This window comes from Nitrosospira multiformis ATCC 25196 (assembly GCF_000196355.1).
Classification (GTDB): Bacteria; Pseudomonadota; Gammaproteobacteria; order Burkholderiales; family Nitrosomonadaceae; genus Nitrosospira; species Nitrosospira multiformis.
Window position 1 is genome coordinate 2,227,340 of sequence record NC_007614.1, and the last position, 17,676, is coordinate 2,245,015.

Annotated in this window: 17 protein-coding genes and 2 tRNA genes; 5 read left to right on the forward strand and 14 right to left on the reverse strand. The window is 54.1% G+C overall.

Going from position 1 to position 17,676, the window contains the following annotated elements; translation table 11 throughout:
- Nucleotides 1–326: 326 nt before the first annotated feature.
- From NMUL_RS10130 to NMUL_RS10155, 6 genes are all read right to left on the reverse strand, one after another.
- The gene (locus NMUL_RS10130) at nt 327–1,355 is read right to left on the reverse strand and encodes a zinc-dependent alcohol dehydrogenase family protein (protein WP_202944820.1); all 1,029 of its coding nucleotides are present in this window, start codon (nt 1,353–1,355) and stop codon (nt 327–329) included.
- Nucleotides 1,356–1,380: 25 nt separating this feature from the next.
- Complete coding sequence (gene galK / locus NMUL_RS10135) at nt 1,381–2,490, reverse strand: galactokinase (protein WP_011381253.1); 1,110 nt, start codon at nt 2,488–2,490, stop codon at nt 1,381–1,383.
- Between the two features lie 97 nt (nt 2,491–2,587).
- Nucleotides 2,588–3,670: a galactose-1-phosphate uridylyltransferase gene (gene galT / locus NMUL_RS10140; protein WP_011381254.1), complete on the reverse strand. Its 1,083-nt coding sequence runs from the start codon at nt 3,668–3,670 to the stop codon at nt 2,588–2,590.
- Nucleotides 3,671–5,452: a glycoside hydrolase family 2 protein gene (locus NMUL_RS10145; protein WP_011381255.1), complete on the reverse strand. Its 1,782-nt coding sequence runs from the start codon at nt 5,450–5,452 to the stop codon at nt 3,671–3,673.
- Nucleotides 5,453–5,643: 191 nt separating this feature from the next.
- Nucleotides 5,644–5,736 (reverse strand) — tRNA-Ser (locus tag NMUL_RS10150).
- Between the two features lie 78 nt (nt 5,737–5,814).
- Complete coding sequence (locus tag NMUL_RS10155; protein ID WP_011381256.1) at nt 5,815–7,044, reverse strand: aspartate kinase; 1,230 nt, start codon at nt 7,042–7,044, stop codon at nt 5,815–5,817.
- Nucleotides 7,045–7,416: 372 nt separating this feature from the next.
- Here NMUL_RS10155 and NMUL_RS10160 point away from each other — a divergent pair, with 372 nt between their 5' ends.
- Nucleotides 7,417–7,704 (forward strand): helix-turn-helix domain-containing protein, encoded by a 288-nt coding sequence (locus NMUL_RS10160; RefSeq protein WP_011381257.1) that lies wholly within the window; start codon nt 7,417–7,419, stop codon nt 7,702–7,704.
- 68 nt (nt 7,705–7,772) lie between these two features.
- On the opposite strand, the gene NMUL_RS10165 is transcribed toward NMUL_RS10160, so the two are convergent.
- The gene (locus NMUL_RS10165) at nt 7,773–8,576 is read right to left on the reverse strand and encodes a radical SAM protein (protein WP_011381258.1); all 804 of its coding nucleotides are present in this window, start codon (nt 8,574–8,576) and stop codon (nt 7,773–7,775) included.
- Between the two features lie 73 nt (nt 8,577–8,649).
- Here NMUL_RS10165 and queD point away from each other — a divergent pair, with 73 nt between their 5' ends.
- From queD to NMUL_RS10180, 3 genes are all read left to right on the forward strand, one after another.
- Entirely contained in the window at nt 8,650–9,099 is a 450-nt protein-coding gene (queD, locus tag NMUL_RS10170; RefSeq protein WP_011381259.1) for a 6-carboxytetrahydropterin synthase QueD, read from the forward strand.
- A gap of 183 nt (nt 9,100–9,282) precedes the next feature.
- The gene (locus NMUL_RS10175) at nt 9,283–9,759 is read left to right on the forward strand and encodes a peroxiredoxin (protein WP_011381260.1); all 477 of its coding nucleotides are present in this window, start codon (nt 9,283–9,285) and stop codon (nt 9,757–9,759) included.
- A complete protein-coding gene (locus tag NMUL_RS10180; RefSeq protein ID WP_011381261.1) occupies nt 9,749–11,200 on the forward strand; it encodes a PhoH family protein in 1,452 nt (483 codons plus the stop codon). The genes NMUL_RS10175 and NMUL_RS10180 overlap by 11 nt, the downstream gene beginning before the upstream one ends.
- 146 nt (nt 11,201–11,346) lie before the next feature.
- On the opposite strand, the gene dnaB is transcribed toward NMUL_RS10180, so the two are convergent.
- The 7 genes from dnaB to rnr all read right to left on the reverse strand — a co-directional run bounded on the left by dnaB (nt 11,347) and on the right by rnr (nt 17,523).
- On the reverse strand, nt 11,347–12,735 hold the full coding sequence (dnaB, locus tag NMUL_RS10185) for a replicative DNA helicase (protein WP_041352547.1): 1,389 nt from the start codon (nt 12,733–12,735) through the stop codon (nt 11,347–11,349).
- 111 nt (nt 12,736–12,846) lie between these two features.
- Nucleotides 12,847–13,302 carry a 50S ribosomal protein L9 gene (gene rplI / locus NMUL_RS10190; RefSeq protein ID WP_011381263.1) on the reverse strand — a complete coding sequence of 152 codons (456 nt, stop codon included), beginning with the start codon at nt 13,300–13,302 and terminating at the stop codon, nt 12,847–12,849.
- Nucleotides 13,303–13,313: 11 nt separating this feature from the next.
- A complete protein-coding gene (rpsR, locus tag NMUL_RS10195) occupies nt 13,314–13,598 on the reverse strand; it encodes a 30S ribosomal protein S18 (RefSeq protein ID WP_011381264.1) in 285 nt (94 codons plus the stop codon).
- A 31-nt stretch (nt 13,599–13,629) separates the two neighbouring features.
- On the reverse strand, nt 13,630–13,926 hold the full coding sequence (gene priB, locus NMUL_RS10200) for a primosomal replication protein N (RefSeq protein ID WP_011381265.1): 297 nt from the start codon (nt 13,924–13,926) through the stop codon (nt 13,630–13,632).
- A 12-nt stretch (nt 13,927–13,938) separates the two neighbouring features.
- Nucleotides 13,939–14,316: a 30S ribosomal protein S6 gene (gene rpsF, locus NMUL_RS10205; RefSeq protein ID WP_011381266.1), complete on the reverse strand. Its 378-nt coding sequence runs from the start codon at nt 14,314–14,316 to the stop codon at nt 13,939–13,941.
- A gap of 190 nt (nt 14,317–14,506) precedes the next feature.
- Nucleotides 14,507–15,256 carry a 23S rRNA (guanosine(2251)-2'-O)-methyltransferase RlmB gene (gene rlmB / locus NMUL_RS10210; protein ID WP_011381267.1) on the reverse strand — a complete coding sequence of 250 codons (750 nt, stop codon included), beginning with the start codon at nt 15,254–15,256 and terminating at the stop codon, nt 14,507–14,509.
- Nucleotides 15,257–15,315: 59 nt separating this feature from the next.
- On the reverse strand, nt 15,316–17,523 hold the full coding sequence (gene rnr, locus NMUL_RS10215) for a ribonuclease R (RefSeq protein ID WP_011381268.1): 2,208 nt from the start codon (nt 17,521–17,523) through the stop codon (nt 15,316–15,318).
- Nucleotides 17,524–17,579: 56 nt separating this feature from the next.
- Here rnr and NMUL_RS10220 point away from each other — a divergent pair.
- Nucleotides 17,580–17,666, forward strand: a tRNA-Leu gene (locus tag NMUL_RS10220).
- Nucleotides 17,667–17,676: the final 10 nt, after the last annotated feature.

The following is a 17,676-nucleotide window of genomic DNA, read 5'->3' on the forward strand; positions in this document are numbered from 1 at the left end:
GACGAAAAGGATTTCCAGACCCCGGATTTCCAGCCCTCTGACTCATTTCTGTTTACCTTCCTGCGGTCTTTGACGGATTTATCCTGATGGCGTTCGTGTCTTCGACAAATCTGACCCCGAGCACGAGTCGAGGCTCGATCTCTCGATGATCGAGACTCAGGGCGAACAGGGATGAAGGGCTCCTGGCGCATAGGGGAGGAAAGCGTGAAGTCGAGAGGGAGAAGGTTTAGGGAGGACGGGGCAAAAGGTCGTCTGACGGTATGGGCAGCAATACCCGCTACTCGCAGCGGTATCCACCCAGCATAACGCCAGAAATCCATTCCGCCTCAGGGGAGGGAAACGTTCCCTTTTTTCGGAATGAGCACTGCCGCGCCTGTCAGCTTTCCTTCCCGCAATCTTGTCAAAGCCGTATTCGCTTCGCCGAGCGGAAAGGATTCCGTAGTCACGTGGATTGGCACTTGCGCTGCCAGCTTTAAAAATTCCTCACCATCCTGACGGGTAAGATTGGCAACGGAAACCAGACGTTTTTCCCGCCACAGGATGTCATAAGGAAAAGCGGGAATGTCACTCATGTGAATTCCTCCGCAGACGACGATTCCACCGGGACAAACAGCGCGCAGAGCGATAGGCACAAGAGCTCCTGCCGGAGCGAAGATGATCGCCGCATCGAGTTCTTCCGGGGGCATCGTATCCGAACTGCCCACCCAGTCTGCGCCCATCTTGTGGGCGAATTCCTGGGCGGCCGCATCACCGGGGCGTGTAAATGCAAAAAGTCTGCACCCTTGATAATGCAGAATTTGAGCGACAATGTGGGCGGCGGCGCCAAAGCCGTAGATACCTACCCGTTCGGCATTGCCGGTCATCTTGAGCGCGCGGTAGCCGATCAATCCGGCGCACAGCAGCGGGGCAGCTTCCAGGTCGCTATAACGGTCCGGAATGCGAAAACAATAGCGGGCGTCTGCGACCGTATATTCCGCGTAACCGCCGTCGATCTGATAACCGGTGAATCTGGCATTCGGGCACAGGTTTTCCCGTCCCTCGAGACAATAGCGGCAATGACCGCATGTCCAGCCCAGCCAGGGAATACCGATCCTGTCTCCCACTGCGAAATCCCGAACATCCGCTCCGCGTGCAATTACGCGTCCAACGATTTCATGCCCCGGGATAATAGGCAGTTTCGGATGAGGCAGTTCACCGTCCACTACGTGCAGGTCGGTGCGGCAGACTGCACACGCTGCAATCTCGATCAATAACTGATCAGGACCCGGCCGGGGGCGCGGGATACGGCGCACTTGAACCTTTTCTCGGGGCGCATCCAGCACCATTGCCTGCATCAAGCCATCTTGGTTTTGCATGGCCATTCTCAAAAAAACAGAAAGCTCAAGATGCTGAACCTCCCCCTACAGTAGCAGTTCTATCGACCCAATGTGGTGGCACAAGGATGCGTCCCTTCAAGCCCATGCTTGAATAATCTTGCAGCACCGCTTCGGAAATCTGATGCAAGGACTCCGGCTTGCATAAGGCGACGCACGCGCCTCCAAAGCCTGCTCCTGTCAAGCGCGCTCCATAAACATCAGGATGAGCCTGAAGCAGGGTCACCAATTGATCAAGTTGGGGAACCGAGACCTCATAATCGTCGCGCAAACTGGTATGGGATGCGTTCATCAGCATCCCGAACTCCGCGGCGTTGTTGCATTCCGCCGCCCGCAGCACGCGCGCGTTCTCGCTTACGATATGGCGTACCCGGCGGCCCAGCGGCTCAGGCAAAGCGTCCGCCAGTGAAATGTCATGGACTTCGCGAAGTGATTGCACTCCAAGTTGATGTGCCGCCTCTTCACACTCTGTCCGGCGCTGATTGTAACCGCTTGTCGCAAGCGTGCGGACAACGCCTGAATCAAGTACCAGCACAGCCGAAGCAGGCGGTAAGGGAACCAGGCGCCGCTCAAGCGTAAGGGTATCCAGCAGCAAGGCCTCTCTGGTTCCCGCAAGGCTCGATGCCATCTGATCCATGATGCCACAGCGCACTCCTGCGTACTGGATTTCTGCGCGCTGAGCAAGTTGTGCGATTTGCACATCATCCAGGGGGAAACCGGTCAGCGCACGCAGGACTCGCAACGTCGCTACCTCAAGCGCTGCACTGGAGGATAGCCCTGCTCCCATCGGCACATCTGATTGAATGTAGATATCCAGCACCGGCACCTTCATCCCAACCGCGCGAGCTTCCATCAAACATCCATATACGTAGGTGGCGAAGTGCTCAGTTGGAGATTTGCCGAGAGTAAAGTAAACGATGTCATCGAGCATTTCCGAATACAATGCGTATTGCTTGCTGTTGCTATGGCTCATGCTGACACTCGTCTGCTGCTCGATTGCAATCGGCAGTACATAACCTCCGTTGTAGTCAGTATGCTCTCCCAGCAGGTTAACGCGGCCTGGGGCGCGTGCCACAAACTCAGGCGAATCTCCAAATACAGACTCGAAACTGCTCACCCCGCCTCCATAAAATCCGGGTTGCGTTGCCTGTCTCTCCGATTTCGAGCCTCAAAGCAAATTCCGGATCGATTGCCGGAAGAACGGCGGAATATATTCATTCGACAGTAACCTCTACCTGCTGAAGCTCGCGCGCTTTTTCCTCAGGCAACGCGTCCATCGCAAAGAAGCCTGCTGCAATTTCAGTTCCTGCAAGATATTTGAGCCGCTCACGGGTGCGATAGGGGGGGTAGAATTCTGCGTGCAGGTGCGCTTCGGGATGGGCTTTTCCATCAACCGGGGCCTGGTACCACGCCATCAGGTAGGGAAAAGGCCTCTGCCAGAGGCCATCATACTTGAGCAGAACCGTTTTCAATGCCCGCGCCAGGTCTAACCGTTGATCTGGCGTGAGGTGGACAAAGCTTTCAACCGGTTCCGTCGGGGCAAGCCAGACTTCGTACGGATAACGCGCGCATACCGGGACGAAGGCAACAGCGTGTTCACCCTCATAAAGCATGCGTACACCCGCCTCCCGCTCCGCGATAATGAAGTCCTGCAGCACCCCACTTCCCCTCGCTTCATAGTAGTGTTGTGCCTCCTGCTGCATGCGGCTGGGGACAGGCGGCACCAGGGGGTAGGCGTAGATTTGACCATGGGGATGATGCAGCGTTACACCAACCTCCGCACCCCGGTTCTCGAATGGCAGTACATATGCAATATCCTCTCGCCGCGCCATCACAGCGGTACGCTCTGCCCATACTTCCATCAATAATTCGATGTGAGCGAGCGACAAGGCACCCAGCGAAGCTTTGGCGTCTTTCGTAAAAACTACTACCTCACAATGCCCTACAGCCGGCGCGCTTGGCACGATAAGCGAGGGAGGGTCTCCTATTGGCCCCAGGGACGGGAAACGGTTGTCGAAGACAGCCACATCCCAGTTTCCGGCAGGCACTTCGGTAGGGTGAGACGGATCAGTTGTTATGCCGAGCGGGTTATATTCAGGGGGTGGCAGGAACGTCCGCCCCTGCCGATACGCTGCATACGTCACCCACTCTCCGCGTAACGGGTGCCATCTGAGGTGAGGATACGCGTTCAGCGGCTCCGTGAAAGGGCTGGGCGCAACGATATCAGGATTAATAGCCTCCCGGGAATACAGAATCAGCCGACGGCCATCCGGCTTGGTGAGCTCAAGCGAATACACCTAAACACCCCCGGGTATATAGGTGGGCGAGATGCGCGTGACGCGGGCGATTTGCTCAATGGGAATCTTGGGAGTACGATCCGCGCACAGCAGTCCGTTCGCTTCCTGAAAGGTATCGGCAAACTGGGTATAGCAAAAGCCGCTGAAGAGAGCCGTATGAATCACTGTATGCATCAACTCGGCATACATACGCGCAAATTCCTCTTCGGCGTGGGCAACAGTATAGCCCCAAGTATGCTCGACGCCGGGTTGCGGGCACTTGGCGAAAGCAATCCCCCCGAATTCGCTTAACATGATCGGCTGGCCTCGATGCGGGTAGCCATCAAGGGTGAGAATCCGCCCCCCCGGGCGCCGACGGTCGAACAACTGTTCAGGTTTTATTTCGGCGCCATAACGCTGGCGCAGATGTTCAATGTTTGCGTCATAATCGTGAATACCGATGATATCCGTAGCACTGCTTTCCCATCCATCGTTGCCGATTACCGGGCGCGTCGCATCCAGGGTTTTGGTCAAGTGATATAGTGCCTCGACAGCGTGCCGCTGTTTACGGACCGCGGTAAGTTCCGGTACTCCCCAGGATTCATTGAAAGGTACCCATACAATGACGCAGGGATGGCTGTAATCCCGCTCGATGGCCTCCGTCCATTCCCGCACCATCCTCTTGATGGCGCTGCGGGTGAAGCGATATGCGGAAGGCATTTCTTCCCATACCATCAGCCCGAGCCTGTCCGCCCAATAAAGATAGCGCGGGTCCTCTATCTTTTGATGCTTGCGCACCCCGTTGAAGCCCATTGCCTTTGCAAGTTCCACATCGCCTCGCAGGGCGTCGTCGCTTGGCGCAGCCAGCAGCGTCTCCGGCCAGTAGCCCTGGTCAAGCACGAGCCTCAGCGTGTAGGGACGACCGTTCAGCATGAAGCGGTCGCGCAGGATGTTGACGGAACGCATTGCAGTGTAGGAGATGAACTCGTCGACCACCTCCTCGCCCCGCATCAGTCGTACAACAGCATCGATCAAGGTGGGACGTTCCGGGCTCCATAGCAACTCATTACGAAAATCATCAATTCCAGGGTCAGACAATATGATGACGCGGTCTACTTCCCGTTCGACTACCCGATAGCGGTCATGCGCGAGCAACTGCTCCCCGTGGCGCAAGCATACGTCTACTGCCAGTTCGTCGGCCTCTTCTCCTATTACGCGCGCTTCGAAGCCTATCGCATATATCTCGACCTGGGGCGTCCACCGAATCTTTTCAATGTAATTTTCGGATACCCGCTCGATCCAGACCATCTGCCAGATGCCAGTGGTACGGGGATACCAGATGGCATGAGGCTCGAGCTGCCAATCCTGCTTTCCACGCGGTTTGGCCAGCTCGTGCGGATCGTCCTCCACCTGTACCGTCACCTTCTGTTTTCCGGATGGATCGAGCAGAGGGGTGATGTCCCCCCAGAATGGAGTATGCCCCCCTTCGTGGCTGGCGGCAAAACGACCGTTGACCCATACCTTTGCGGAGTAGTCCACGGCACCGAAATGCAGGATTACCCGCTCCGAGGAGGGCTCGAAATCAAAATCGCGCTCATACCAGCAGAGTGAATGAAAACTGCGGTCACCGATTCCGCTTGCCTCGGATTCGGGTGGAAACGGCACGATGATTTCCATCGGCCAGGATTCTATCTGAGAGGGGTGAGTAAAAGTACGCGCCTCGTCGTAGCGAAAGCGCCAGACTCCGTTGAGCGAGGTCCAATTGGAGCGCTGCATCTGCGGTCGAGGGTGCGCGAACTTCAATGCATTCTCCTCCTAAAGCGCTGCATGCTTGCTCGTCATTGGAGACGAGCGGCTACTCAGGTATGACTGATCTGATATCTGATGGGATAGAGGACTACAGGATAAGTATAGTAGATAGCGACAGTCTCATCGACAATTGGCTTGGTTAACTCTTAGCCTCGATGAATCACTGTCGACTGCTTTGGGTGGGGTGGCGGAGAGAGAGGGATTCGAACCCTCGATAAGCTTTTTGAGCCTATACTCCCTTAGCAGGGGAGCGCCTTCGACCACTCGGCCATCTCTCCAACAAAGCCGCACTAGGATAGCGGTTTAGAACTCCTGGGTCAAACAAAGGTTATGAAAGGGACCGGTAAGCGGAATATTCATGATATCTGATCGAGTTCGAATACCTTGTGCAAGACACGTACCGCCAACTCCATGTATTTTTCATCCACGACTACTGAAATCTTGATTTCAGAGGTGGAGATCATCTGGATATTGATGCCCTCTTCGGCCAGCGTACGGAACATTCTGCTGGCAATGCCCACATGCGAACGCATGCCGACGCCCACTACCGAGACTTTCGCGATTCTGTCGCCTCCGATCACACCCCGGGCACCGATATGAGGCTGCACCTGATTTTTCAGGATATCCATCGTTCTCGCAAATTCATTGCGATTCACGGTAAATGAAAAATCGGTCATGCCATCGTGGCCGACATTCTGGATGATCATGTCTACATCGATATTTGCCTCCGCCACGGGACCGAGAATCTGATAGGCGATACCGGGACGGTCCGGCACACCCAGCACCGTAATCTTGGCTTCGTCACGATTGAATGCGATGCCTGAAATAATCGCCCGTTCCATGTTTTTCTCTTCCTCGAAAGTGATGAGGGTACCTTCTCCTTCTTCCTCGAAACTGGAGAGCACCCGCAATTTAACCTTGTATTTACCCGCGAACTCCACCGCGCGGATTTGCAGCACCTTGGAACCGAGGCTTGCCATTTCAAGCATTTCTTCAAAGGTAACAGTCTTGAGTTTGCGCGCTTCGGGCACAATTCGGGGATCGGTCGTGTAAACTCCGTCTACATCCGTATAGATCTGGCATTCATCCGCCTTGAGCGCTGCCGCGAGGGCCACAGCCGTGGTGTCGGAACCTCCCCGGCCCAATGTTGTGATACTCCCCGCCTCGTCCACTCCCTGAAAGCCCGCTACTGCCACCACGTATCCCGCATCGAGATCGGCGCGTATCCTGTCTTCATCGATTTTGAGTATGCGCGCCTTGGTATAGGCACTATCGGTGTGAATGCGCACCTGGGCACCGGTGTAGCTCTTCGCCTTGATGCCCAGATCCATCAGCGCCATTGACAGCAGAGCGACAGAAACCTGCTCCCCGGTGGAAACCATGACATCCAGCTCCCGGGGATCCGGATGGGCCTGGAATTCCCGGGCCAGCGCAATAAGACGATTTGTCTCTCCGCTCATGGCGGATACCACGACCACCACCCGATCGCCCCGGGCCTGGAATCTCGCCACCCGGCGCGCAACATTCTTGATGCGCTCCGTGCTGCCCACCGATGTGCCGCCGTATTTTTGAACGATAAATGTCACGATAACCTGCTTAACTGGGAATGGCAAAGCCGTGGACAAAATGCCATATGTCGGATCAATTCAGGGGATTAAAGTCCTGGCATGGATATTGTGTTCGAATTTTACCTTATTACCGGAAAGAAAACCCGAGAACCTTTACAGAAGCTTTTTCCAGGTTCCATGATATGCAAAATGATAAAAGGGAATATCCCAGGATATTGACGTAGGTCAAATGCAGGGCCTGGAGTCGTTCCATTCAGGGAAAACCTGATTGATTCAGGGGTTTCTTAATACTTGCATAGAATAAAAAAACAAATTAAATTTATGTATGTGCAATACTCCTATAACATAAAAGCGCGTCTATTCTAACTCCATAACCTGTCGGGATGCCCCATGAAACTCTTCGAAGAAATATCCAATCCTCGTGAAATTCGGCGCAAGCTGGGTCTCAATCAGCATGATTTCTGGAGCAAGGTCGGCGTCACCCAAAGCGGCGGCTCCCGTTATGAGAGTGGACGAAATATGCCTAGGCCGGTAAGGGAACTGGTACGGCTGGTGCATATCGAGCATATCGATCTTTCCAAGATCAAGAAAGACGATCTCGCGGTTGCGGCCTTGCTGAAAAGCAAGGATCCCGAGCTGTACAAGAGTCTGAAGAAAGCCTCCAAGGCCAAGCAGTAGGGACAATACCGGAGACCTGTCCAGATCACTGCTCAAGCTTCATCGGAGAATCAGGAAGGAGAAATCAGCTATGGATTCAGCTTTACAGCGAGTCCCCGGCGTCTTATTTGTTCCGAAAATGCCTCCATCCACTCCTGCCTGATCTTCGTCAGCCGAGAGGCTTCCGGCTGCAAGGATGGACGCGCAAGACCGTACAGAAGCACCCCTTCGAGTGCTCCCCCCTCGCTCAGAAATTCCTCGATAAATCTCAAATACGCTTCAGATTCATTTCTGGAAGGTGGCATTCCGTCGATCTGAAATACACAGGTCTGCAACCATGTAGGGCACAGGGATGCGGACAGTTGCAGATTCCTGCGCATCTTTTTCAAACTCATGCGCGTGTTATTGATCAGCTGCCTTCCTTCACGGGTAACGCTGTCCAGCTTGAACCATACTTCGCCATTGAGGGTTGCCATCCGGCTCAACCCGCGCTGGACACTGTCGCGATCTATCAGACTGCCATTTGTGATCAATACCAGCTTAAGCGCTTCGGGCAGCTCGAAATCGGCTTTTACCCGTCCGAGCAGTTCGATGACCTGCTCGAATTCCCTGGCGCTGGTCGACTCGCCATTGCCGGATAAAGCGATATCATGGAGATGTCTTGCCTCAGCAGGTACCTGTCTTTGCATGAAATCGCCATATACGATTTCGTGCAACAAAGCCCGCAACTCGGCTTCAAGTTTTGCCAGGTCAATCGCGGGGGCAGTGCCTCGCGAGAGATTCGGCACCTGACAGTAGATGCAACGCCAGTTACATGCATTGTTCGGATTAAGATTGATTCCGATCGACACACCGCCGGCACGACGCGAAATAACGGGATAAACATAGGTCATCCCGGTTATATCGCGGCTATGATCTGCTACATCCAATCGTTTGGAAATTTGCTGCAATGCTACAATCCCGATAATGTTGATTACACGCAGGCTGGAATTCGACGCCGGCCATCGTATACCTTCCCACAAGAGCCAGTGCCGGCATCTGCACGGCCATCGTTACGCCATAGAAATTACCCTGTCAGGCGAAATTATCACTGAGCCTGGCATCTCCGAGCAAGGCATGGTCATGGATTATTCGGAGGTCAAACGCATTGCGAAAGAAGTGCTGGTGGATAAATGGGACCATGCGTTCCTTGCCTATGCGGAAGACCACAAGTTGCTGGAATTCCTCCAATCCCTCGAAGACCACAAAACCGTGGTGCTGGATACGCCCCCCACGGCGGAAAACCTGGCTCTGACCGCTTTCTACATACTCGATGAAGCATATCAGGATCGCTATGGCAATCATCTAAGGCTGGAGCAAGTGCGCCTGTTCGAAACCCCCAACTGCTGGGCGGATGCGGTGCGAGGACAACCCTGATTGTTCCCCTATCCCATGTCACCTGTTTGATGATGATCACAACATGGCAATAACCGGAACAGGCATTTATGAAATCAAGAGGATTGAGACTACCGGTTTTGAAGGCGGGGAATCTTCTCTTCGTTGCAACCGCACATGCTTTTTTTGCTAACATGACATGGCGAGTAACCACTGAGGATTGAAATGCTGAATCAACCCGTTCCCGATTTTGAACTTCCTTCGACCAGTAATAAGACATTTCGTTTATCCGCAACCCGTGAAAAGAACCTGGTCATCTATTTCTATCCAAAGGATGATACGCCGGGATGCACCACCGAAGGCCAGGAATTCCGGGATGCTTACACCGAATTTACCGATGCCGATTGCGACATAGTGGGTATTTCGCGTGACAACATCAAGTCTCATGAGAAATTCAAGGCAAAAATGAATTTTCCGTTCGAATTGCTGAGCGACACGGACGAGACGGTTTGCAACCTGTTCGGGGTGATGAAGATGAAAAACATGTACGGTAAGCAGGTTCGTGGCATCGATCGGAGCACATTCGTGGTCGACACCAAAGGGATACTCCGGCGCGAATGGCGAAGTGTCAAAGTGACGGGGCATGTCCAGGAAGTCCTGGAGTTTGTGAAAACCCTGCCCAACGAGAATCATGAGTCCTAGAAAGCCGAGATCTCCCACGGCTCCCAATTCATCTGCTTCCATCGCTCCGATCCCCCGTCTGATGCCCAAGCTGTTTGTGCTCGACAGCAACGTGCTCATGCACGACCCCACCAGCCTGTTCCGCTTTCAGGAACATGACATCTATATCACGATGACAACGCTGGAGGAACTCGACAACAACAAGAAAGGGATGTCGGAGGTTGCCCGCAATGCACGTCAAACAAGCCGTTTTCTGGATGAAATCGTCAGCAGCGCGATAACCGATATTGACGAAGGCATTTCTTTACAGTTGCATGGCACCAAGAATGCAACCGGCAGGCTGTTCCTCCAGACGCAGGCGATCACGAACGTCTTGCCGGTATATCTGGCAAGCGGCAGCGCGGACAACCAGATTATCGGAGCAGTCAAGTTTTTGCACGATACCCACCAGAACCGCGTGGTCACACTGGTTTCCAAAGACATCAACATGCGGATCAAGGCGCGAGCCTTGGGGCTGGCAGCGGAGGACTATTTCAATGACAAGGTTCTGGAAGACACTGATGTCCTCTTCTCAGGCATCCAGGAACTGCCAGAGGATTTCTGGGATGAACACGGCAAGGACATGGAGTCCTGGCAGCAGTCGGGGCAGACATTTTATCGTGTGACCGGCCCCCTTGCCGGGGGTTTTGTAATCAATCAATTCGTCTATCTGGAGCATGACAAACCGTTTTACGCGCAGGTCAAGGAGACTAGCGGAAGAACTGCCGTTCTGCAGACGCTGAAAGATTATACTCATCAAAAGAACAATGTGTGGGGCATCACGGCGCGGAATCGCGAGCAGAATTTCGCGTTCAACCTGCTGATGAACCCGGAAGTGGATTTCGTCACCCTGCTGGGGCAGGCAGGTACCGGCAAGACGTTGCTTACACTGGCAGCAGGTCTGATGCAGACACTGGAGCACAAGGTATACTCCGAAATCATCATGACGCGCGTGACGGTGCCAGTGGGGGAGGATATCGGATTTCTGCCCGGAACCGAGGAAGAAAAGATGACTCCCTGGATGGGGGCACTGGAAGACAACCTGGACGTGCTCAACAAGACGGATAGCAGCGCCGGAGAATGGGGACGAGCAGCGACGCTCGATCTGATTCGCTCCCGCATCAAGATAAAATCGCTCAACTTCATGCGCGGGCGCACTTTCATCAATAAGTTCCTGATAATCGACGAAGCGCAGAACCTGACACCCAAGCAGATGAAAACGCTTATTACCCGTGCCGGCCCTGCCACAAAGGTCGTGTGCCTGGGTAACATCGCGCAGATAGATACGCCCTACTTGTCGGAGGGAAGCTCAGGGTTGACCTACGTGGTGGACCGGTTCAAGGGATGGAATCACAGCGGGCACGTCACGCTGCAACGTGGTGAGCGTTCCAGACTGGCGGATTATGCTGCAGAGATACTATAAGCACTATCGCTGACAAGAGCCCGGACACCTTTTCCGCTCCTGGCAGTGGGTCAAGCGAGCAGGATAAGTCGTGGTCGTCAGGCGGCCCTGACCTGCACTCCCGAAAGTTTAGCCTGACAATAGCGAAAGATAGTTGAACCGTAGTCTCAATAATGACCTGCTCTGGCGTAGCTTTCGAATCGGGTATATTCGCCCAGAAAAGTCAGATCGACCTTGCCGATCGGTCCATTCCTCTGCTTTCCTATAATGATTTCGGCGATTCCCTTGTCCGGTGTCTCCGGGTTATAAACTTCGTCCCGATAGATGAAAAGAATCAGATCGGCATCCTGTTCGATCGCACCGGACTCGCGCAGATCGGACATAACGGGACGCTTGTTCGGACGCTGCTCAAGACTTCGATTCAACTGGGATAACGCGACAACGGGCACATGCAGTTCTTTTGCCAGTGCCTTGAGGGAGCGGGATATTTCGGAAATCTCCGTTGCGCGGTTCTCGCCCTGGCCGGCGGCGGACATCAACTGGAGATAATCCACCACGATCAAGCCCAGTTCCCCATGCTGGCGATGCAGCCGGCGCGCGCGCGCCCTTAATTCCAGGGCATTCAAAGCGGCACTTTCGTCAATAAAAAGCGGAGCGTCGTTCAGCTTGCCAAGCGCATGCGTCAGGCGGGACCAATCCTCGTCCAGCAGGCGGCCGGTACGCACCTTGTGCTGATCCAGCTTTCCGACGGAGCCCAGCATACGCATCGCCAGTTGCGCGCCTCCCATTTCCATGCTGAATACCGCTACCGGTTTTTGGAGCGTGAGTGCAACATGTTCGGCAATATTGAGCGAAAAGGCGGTTTTGCCCATCGATGGCCGACCCGCAACAATGACAAGATCCCCCGGCTGAAAGCCCGAAGTCTTTTCATCCAGATCATGGAAGCCGGTTGCGATTCCGGTAACATCGCTTTGATTATCCTGGTTGTAGAGCGTCTCTATACGCTCCACGACCTCCTTCAGCAGCGGCTGAATGTCGATAAAACCCTGCTTGCCTCGCGCACCTGCCTCGGCAATTTCAAAAACCCTGGCCTCGGCTTCATCCAGCAGCGTGGCGGCTGAACGCCCAGCAGGGTTGTATGCCGAATCCGTGATGTCGGTCCCCACCTGGGCAAGCTTGCGCATGATTGCGCGCTCGCGCACGATTTCCGCATAGCGGCGGATATTTGCAGCCGAAGGCGTATTCTGTACGAGGATCCCCACGTAAGCGAGCCCCCCAGCCCCCTGCAATTCCGCGGATATTTCAAGTGATTCCGCTACCGTGATGACATCGGCCGGTTTGCTGTGCTCGACCAGTTTGCAGATATGGCGGTAGATGAGCTTGTGATCCTGCCGGTAGAAGTCATCTTCCGTGATCACGTCCGCTACCTTATCCCATGCGTGATTGTCCAGCATCAATCCGCCCAATACCGATTGCTCTGCTTCAACCGAATGCGGGGGCAATTTGTATGATTCGAGTAATTGCTCGTTTGAAGCTGCCGTTACAAATTGAGGCATGGAGTTACGTGACGTTACAGGCATGTCTGGATTTTAACACTGTTGCAATGAGCCAGAAATCAAAAAGGGCTGTTGCCAGCCCCTTTTGAAAATCAAAAGACAGACCCCTTTTCAGGAGACCGATTCACCCAGAACAGATACGATGATATGCGCAGCCACATCGGTATGCAGCACGATGGTTACCGGATGATCGCCCACCTGCTTCAATGAACCCTGAGGCATGCGTATCATGGATCTTTCAACTTCAAAACCTTGGGCCTTCAGCGCATCCTCGATATCTGCATTGGTCACTGAACCGAACAGCTTACCGTCCACCCCTGCCTTTTGAGTAACCTGCAGCATCAATCCTTCCAGCTTGGCAGCACGGGCCTGGGCCGCAGCCAGGATATCCGCCTGGGTTTTCTCCAGTTCCGCGCGCTTTGACTCGAACTCGGCAACGGCCGCCTGGGTAGCGCGCTTTGCCTTGCCCTGCGGGATAAGGAAATTCCGTGCGTAACCGTTTTTAACCTTTACAACATCGCCCAGTTGGCCCAGGTTGACAACTTTCTCCATCAGTATGATCTGCATATCGACTCTCCTCAGTGCAAATCGGTATAAGGAAGCAATGCCAGAAAGCGGGCGCGCTCCACGGCAGTACTCAGTTGACGCTGGTACCTGGACTTCGTCCCCGTTATGCGCGCCGGAATGATCTTGCCGTTCTCGTTGATGAAATCCTTCAATAACTCAATGTCCTTGTAATCGACTGTTTTGATGCCTTCCGCAGTAAAACGGCAGAATTTCCTGCGTTTGAATAAAGGGCGGTTGGCCTTCTTGTCCTTATCCTTGTCCTTACCGTCCTTACGTTTAGAAATAAAACGAGCCATAATTTTTTCCTGTCTGTAAATAAAGATCCATTTAGATGGGATCGATCCGGTTTACATGCAGCGCCAACTGCAAACTCATGCGGCTTTTTCTTGCAAGAAACCCGGCGAGCCTTACTGTCGCCCCTGGAGTCAGGCCTGCAGCAATCTCGGCGATCTGCGCCAAGGCTACGGCAGAAACTTCACACTCCACCCACCTTGGCTTCCCCGCCTCGACTTGGCGCGAAACGTGTCTGATCTTGAGTTCGACTACTGCCACTCCGGCCGGGCTATAACGCAAGCTGCCGATTTCTGTAACCGTTCCGCAAATTTCAGTCCGATTGCAATCCAACGACTTGGCAGCCTAGGTTGCAAGCGTGGTTTCCTTGGCTTCCTCTGCGGGCTGCGGAGCGGATTTGGCCTTCTCTTCGCGCATCATGGGTGAGGGTGCAGTAACCGGCTCATCCATTTTGAGGGTAAGGTGGCGCAATATGGCGTCATTGAATTTGAATGCGTGCTCCAGCTCGTCCAGTGTTTCCTGATCACATTCAATGTTCATGAGCACATAATGTGCCTTGTGAACCTTCTGGATCAGGTACGCGAGCTGGCGCCGTCCCCAATCTTCCAGGCGATGCACTTGCCCGTTTCTGGCGGTCACGATGTTGCGATACCGTTCGATCATTGCGGATACCTGCTCGCTTTGATCGGGATGAACAATGAATACAATTTCGTAATGTCGCATGCAGTCTCCTTATGGGTAAAGCCTCCCATGATGCGAACACGGTGAGGCAAGGTCGAGTGTTTCAAGAGGCCGGTACTATACTCAACCCGCTGGAAAATATCAATTTTGATCGGGGTCATAGGAGAAGAGTTAATATTTGTTTCCCGGTGCGTGCTGCGGCGAAAAAGTGAGGCAGGGCGCGAACTAGGGGTCAGCCGGCCTTGGGGGCATATCTCTGGCGGTGCGTTTCAAACAGGCAAATACCCGCGCTCACGGAAACGTTGAGACTTTCCACGCTACCCAGCATGGGAATCGAAACAAGCTGATCGCAGTTTTCCCGCGTCAGCCGCCGCATTCCTTTTTCTTCCGAACCCAGTACCCATGCGATGGGTCCAGCAAGCTGGAGGACGCCAAGCTGGGTATCGGCATCGGCAGCCGTTCCCAGGACCGTTACTCCCCGCTGCTTCAATCCGCGCAGGGTACGGGCGAGATTCGTCACGGAAATATAGGGAACGTTATCGGCCGCGCCGCTTGCCACCTTGTGCACGGCAGCGGTGAGACCCACCGCGCGGTCTTTCGGCGCAATCACAGCATGAACACCGAAAGCATCTGCAACACGCAGGCAGGCACCGAGATTATGAGGATCCTGGATACCATCCAGCACCAGAAGCAGCGCGGGCTCAGCGAGGGTGTCGAGCACATCGTCGATATCCACATACGCCCGGGCGGAGTCGATACGCGCGACTACCCCCTGGTGCCGGGCATTGCCCGCCAAAGCCATGAGCCTCGCATTGTCGCATGCAATCAAGCGTATGTCCTGGGCTTCCGCCAACGCCGCCAGATCGCGGGCGCGTTGATCTCTTCGCTCCGCATCGAGGAAAACCTCCCTGACGCTGGCCGCATTCTGCCGCAACCGACTGGTAATTGCATGAAAACCGAATATAAAACGTGAGCCGGACATCTATAGTAACGAGTAATTGCAGAAAATGATAAGCGGGGACTGGACATTCATCGCGGAAATCAACTCACTGCCTCGGTTTTTATTTTCCCCGCATCCTGGGCATTTTCAGCGAGCACGAAATCTATCTTGCTGGATTCCAGATCGACTCGAACCAGCCTGACTCTGAGCCGGTCACCCAGGCGGTAGCGCTTCCCCGTGCGCTCCCCCAGCAACATATGCCTGACCGCGTCAAAATGGAAATAATCGCTGGGCAGTTCTGAAACATGCACGAGTCCCTCGACATAAATTCCGTCCAGCGCCACAAAAAGACCAAAACCGGCGACCCCACTGACGACTCCCTCAAAGCATTCTCCGATTCTGTCCTGCATGTAATAGCACTTGAGCCACGCTTCGACATCGCGCGTGGCCTCGTCCGCGCGGCGCTCCGTCTGCGAACAATGCTCGCCCAGTTCGTGCCAGTTGCCGGGAGAGTATGCTGCCTTGTTCAGGACAGCCTTGATGGCTCGATGGACGAGGAGATCGGGATAACGCCTGATGGGGGATGTAAAGTGTGTATAGGATTCATAGGCCAGGCCGAAATGGCCAACGTTGTCGGGACTGTACACTGCCTGGCGCAAGGATCGAAGCATCACGGTCTGCAACAGCTGCGCATCGGGCCGATCCTTTATTGTAGATAACGTACGAGCGTAATCTTTCGCCCTGGGGTTATCCCCCCCACCTAACTGAACACCGAATTCCTTGAGAAAATCACGCAGAGCGGCCAGTTTTTCCGGCGTCGGACCTTCATGGACCCGATAGAGAGTCGCCTGCTTGTGTTTCTGCAGAAAATCGGAGGCACATACATTGGCGGCGAGCATGCATTCTTCGATGATGCGATGCGCGTCGTTACGTTGTATCGGCAGGATGCGCTCGATTTTGCCCTCATCGTTGAAGATCATGCGCGTTTCGATCGTTTCAAAATCAATTGCCCCCCGCAGATTTCGCGCTTTCAGCAATACCTTGAATAATTTGTAGAGCAACTGGATGTGCGGCAAGAGATCCTTATATTGTTTCGCTTCCTCTCCCTTAGAATTCTCCAGCATGGCCGCCACTTTTGTATAGGTAAGCCGGGCGTGAGAAAACATGACTGCGGGATAAAAACGATAGCCCTTGAAGTCACCTGCAAAATCCAGGCTTATTTCGCACACCATGGATAAGCGATCTACCTCCGGGTTGAGAGAACAGAGCCCGTTCGATAGCGCTTCCGGCAGCATGGGGATAACCCGCCGCGGAAAATAGACGGAATTTCCACGATTGTATGCCTCCTGATCGAGAGCGTCGCCCGGCTTTACATAATGGCTGACGTCGGCGATGGCGACATAAAGCTTGTAATCCTTTCCGTCACGCTCGCAATATACGGCGTCGTCGAAATCCCGGGCAGTTTCGCCGTCTATCGTCACCAGCGGAAGGTGACGAAGGTCTTCTCTCTTGATCAGGTCTTTTTTTAACACCTTGGATGGAAGACGTGCCGAAAGTTTTTCCACTTCCTGTGGAAACTGGTAAGGCAAGTCGTGCTTGCGAAGCGCGATTTCGATCTCCATTCCGGGGGCCGTGTAGTCGCCCAAAATCTCGATGATGCGCCCAATAGGCTGGGCATGTTTACTCGGCTGCTGGAGGATTTCCACGATGACCACCTGGCCTGCCCTTGCATTCATCGATTCTTCTCGGGGAATCAGAATGTCCTGGCTGATACGTCTATTCTCCGCCTCCACGTAAAGAATTCCGTGATCCGCATGTAATCGTCCCACCAACTGCGTTACTGCGCGCTCCAGCACCTCTACGATGGCTCCCTCCCGGCGGCCTCGCCGGTCAACCCCGATTTCACGCACCATCACGCGGTCGCCATGCAGCGCCTTGCGCATTTCTTTGGCACTCAAAAACAAATCGGGACTGCCATCGTCAGGTATCAGAAAACCAAATTCATCCGGGTGACCCTGAACCTTGCCTTTGATAAGAGCGAGCTTCTCCACCATGCAGATATCGCCCTTCCGGTTGCGCATGATCTGGCCTTCGCGCAACATGGCAGAAAGACGGCGGCTGAAGATCTCGCCTTCTTCTTCGGTGATTCCGAGCAGGTTCTGCAATGCTTCCTCGGGTACGGGAACGCCTTGCTCTTCGAGTATCTGGAGTATGAATTCCCGGCTAGGCAGCGCATGCCCATAATGCTCTTTTTCCCGTTCAAGATAAGGGTCAAGCTTGCGGAGCTTTTGTTTCTTCTTGATTGTCAAAGCTGATTTCCTATAGAATTGCGCCTCTGTCCCATCGTTGGACAGATTCGCTCATTGCCCAGATGGCGGAATTGGTAGACGCACTAGGTTCAGGTCCTAGCGGTGGCAACACTGTGGAGGTTCGAGTCCTCTTCTGGGCACCAATCAAAACAT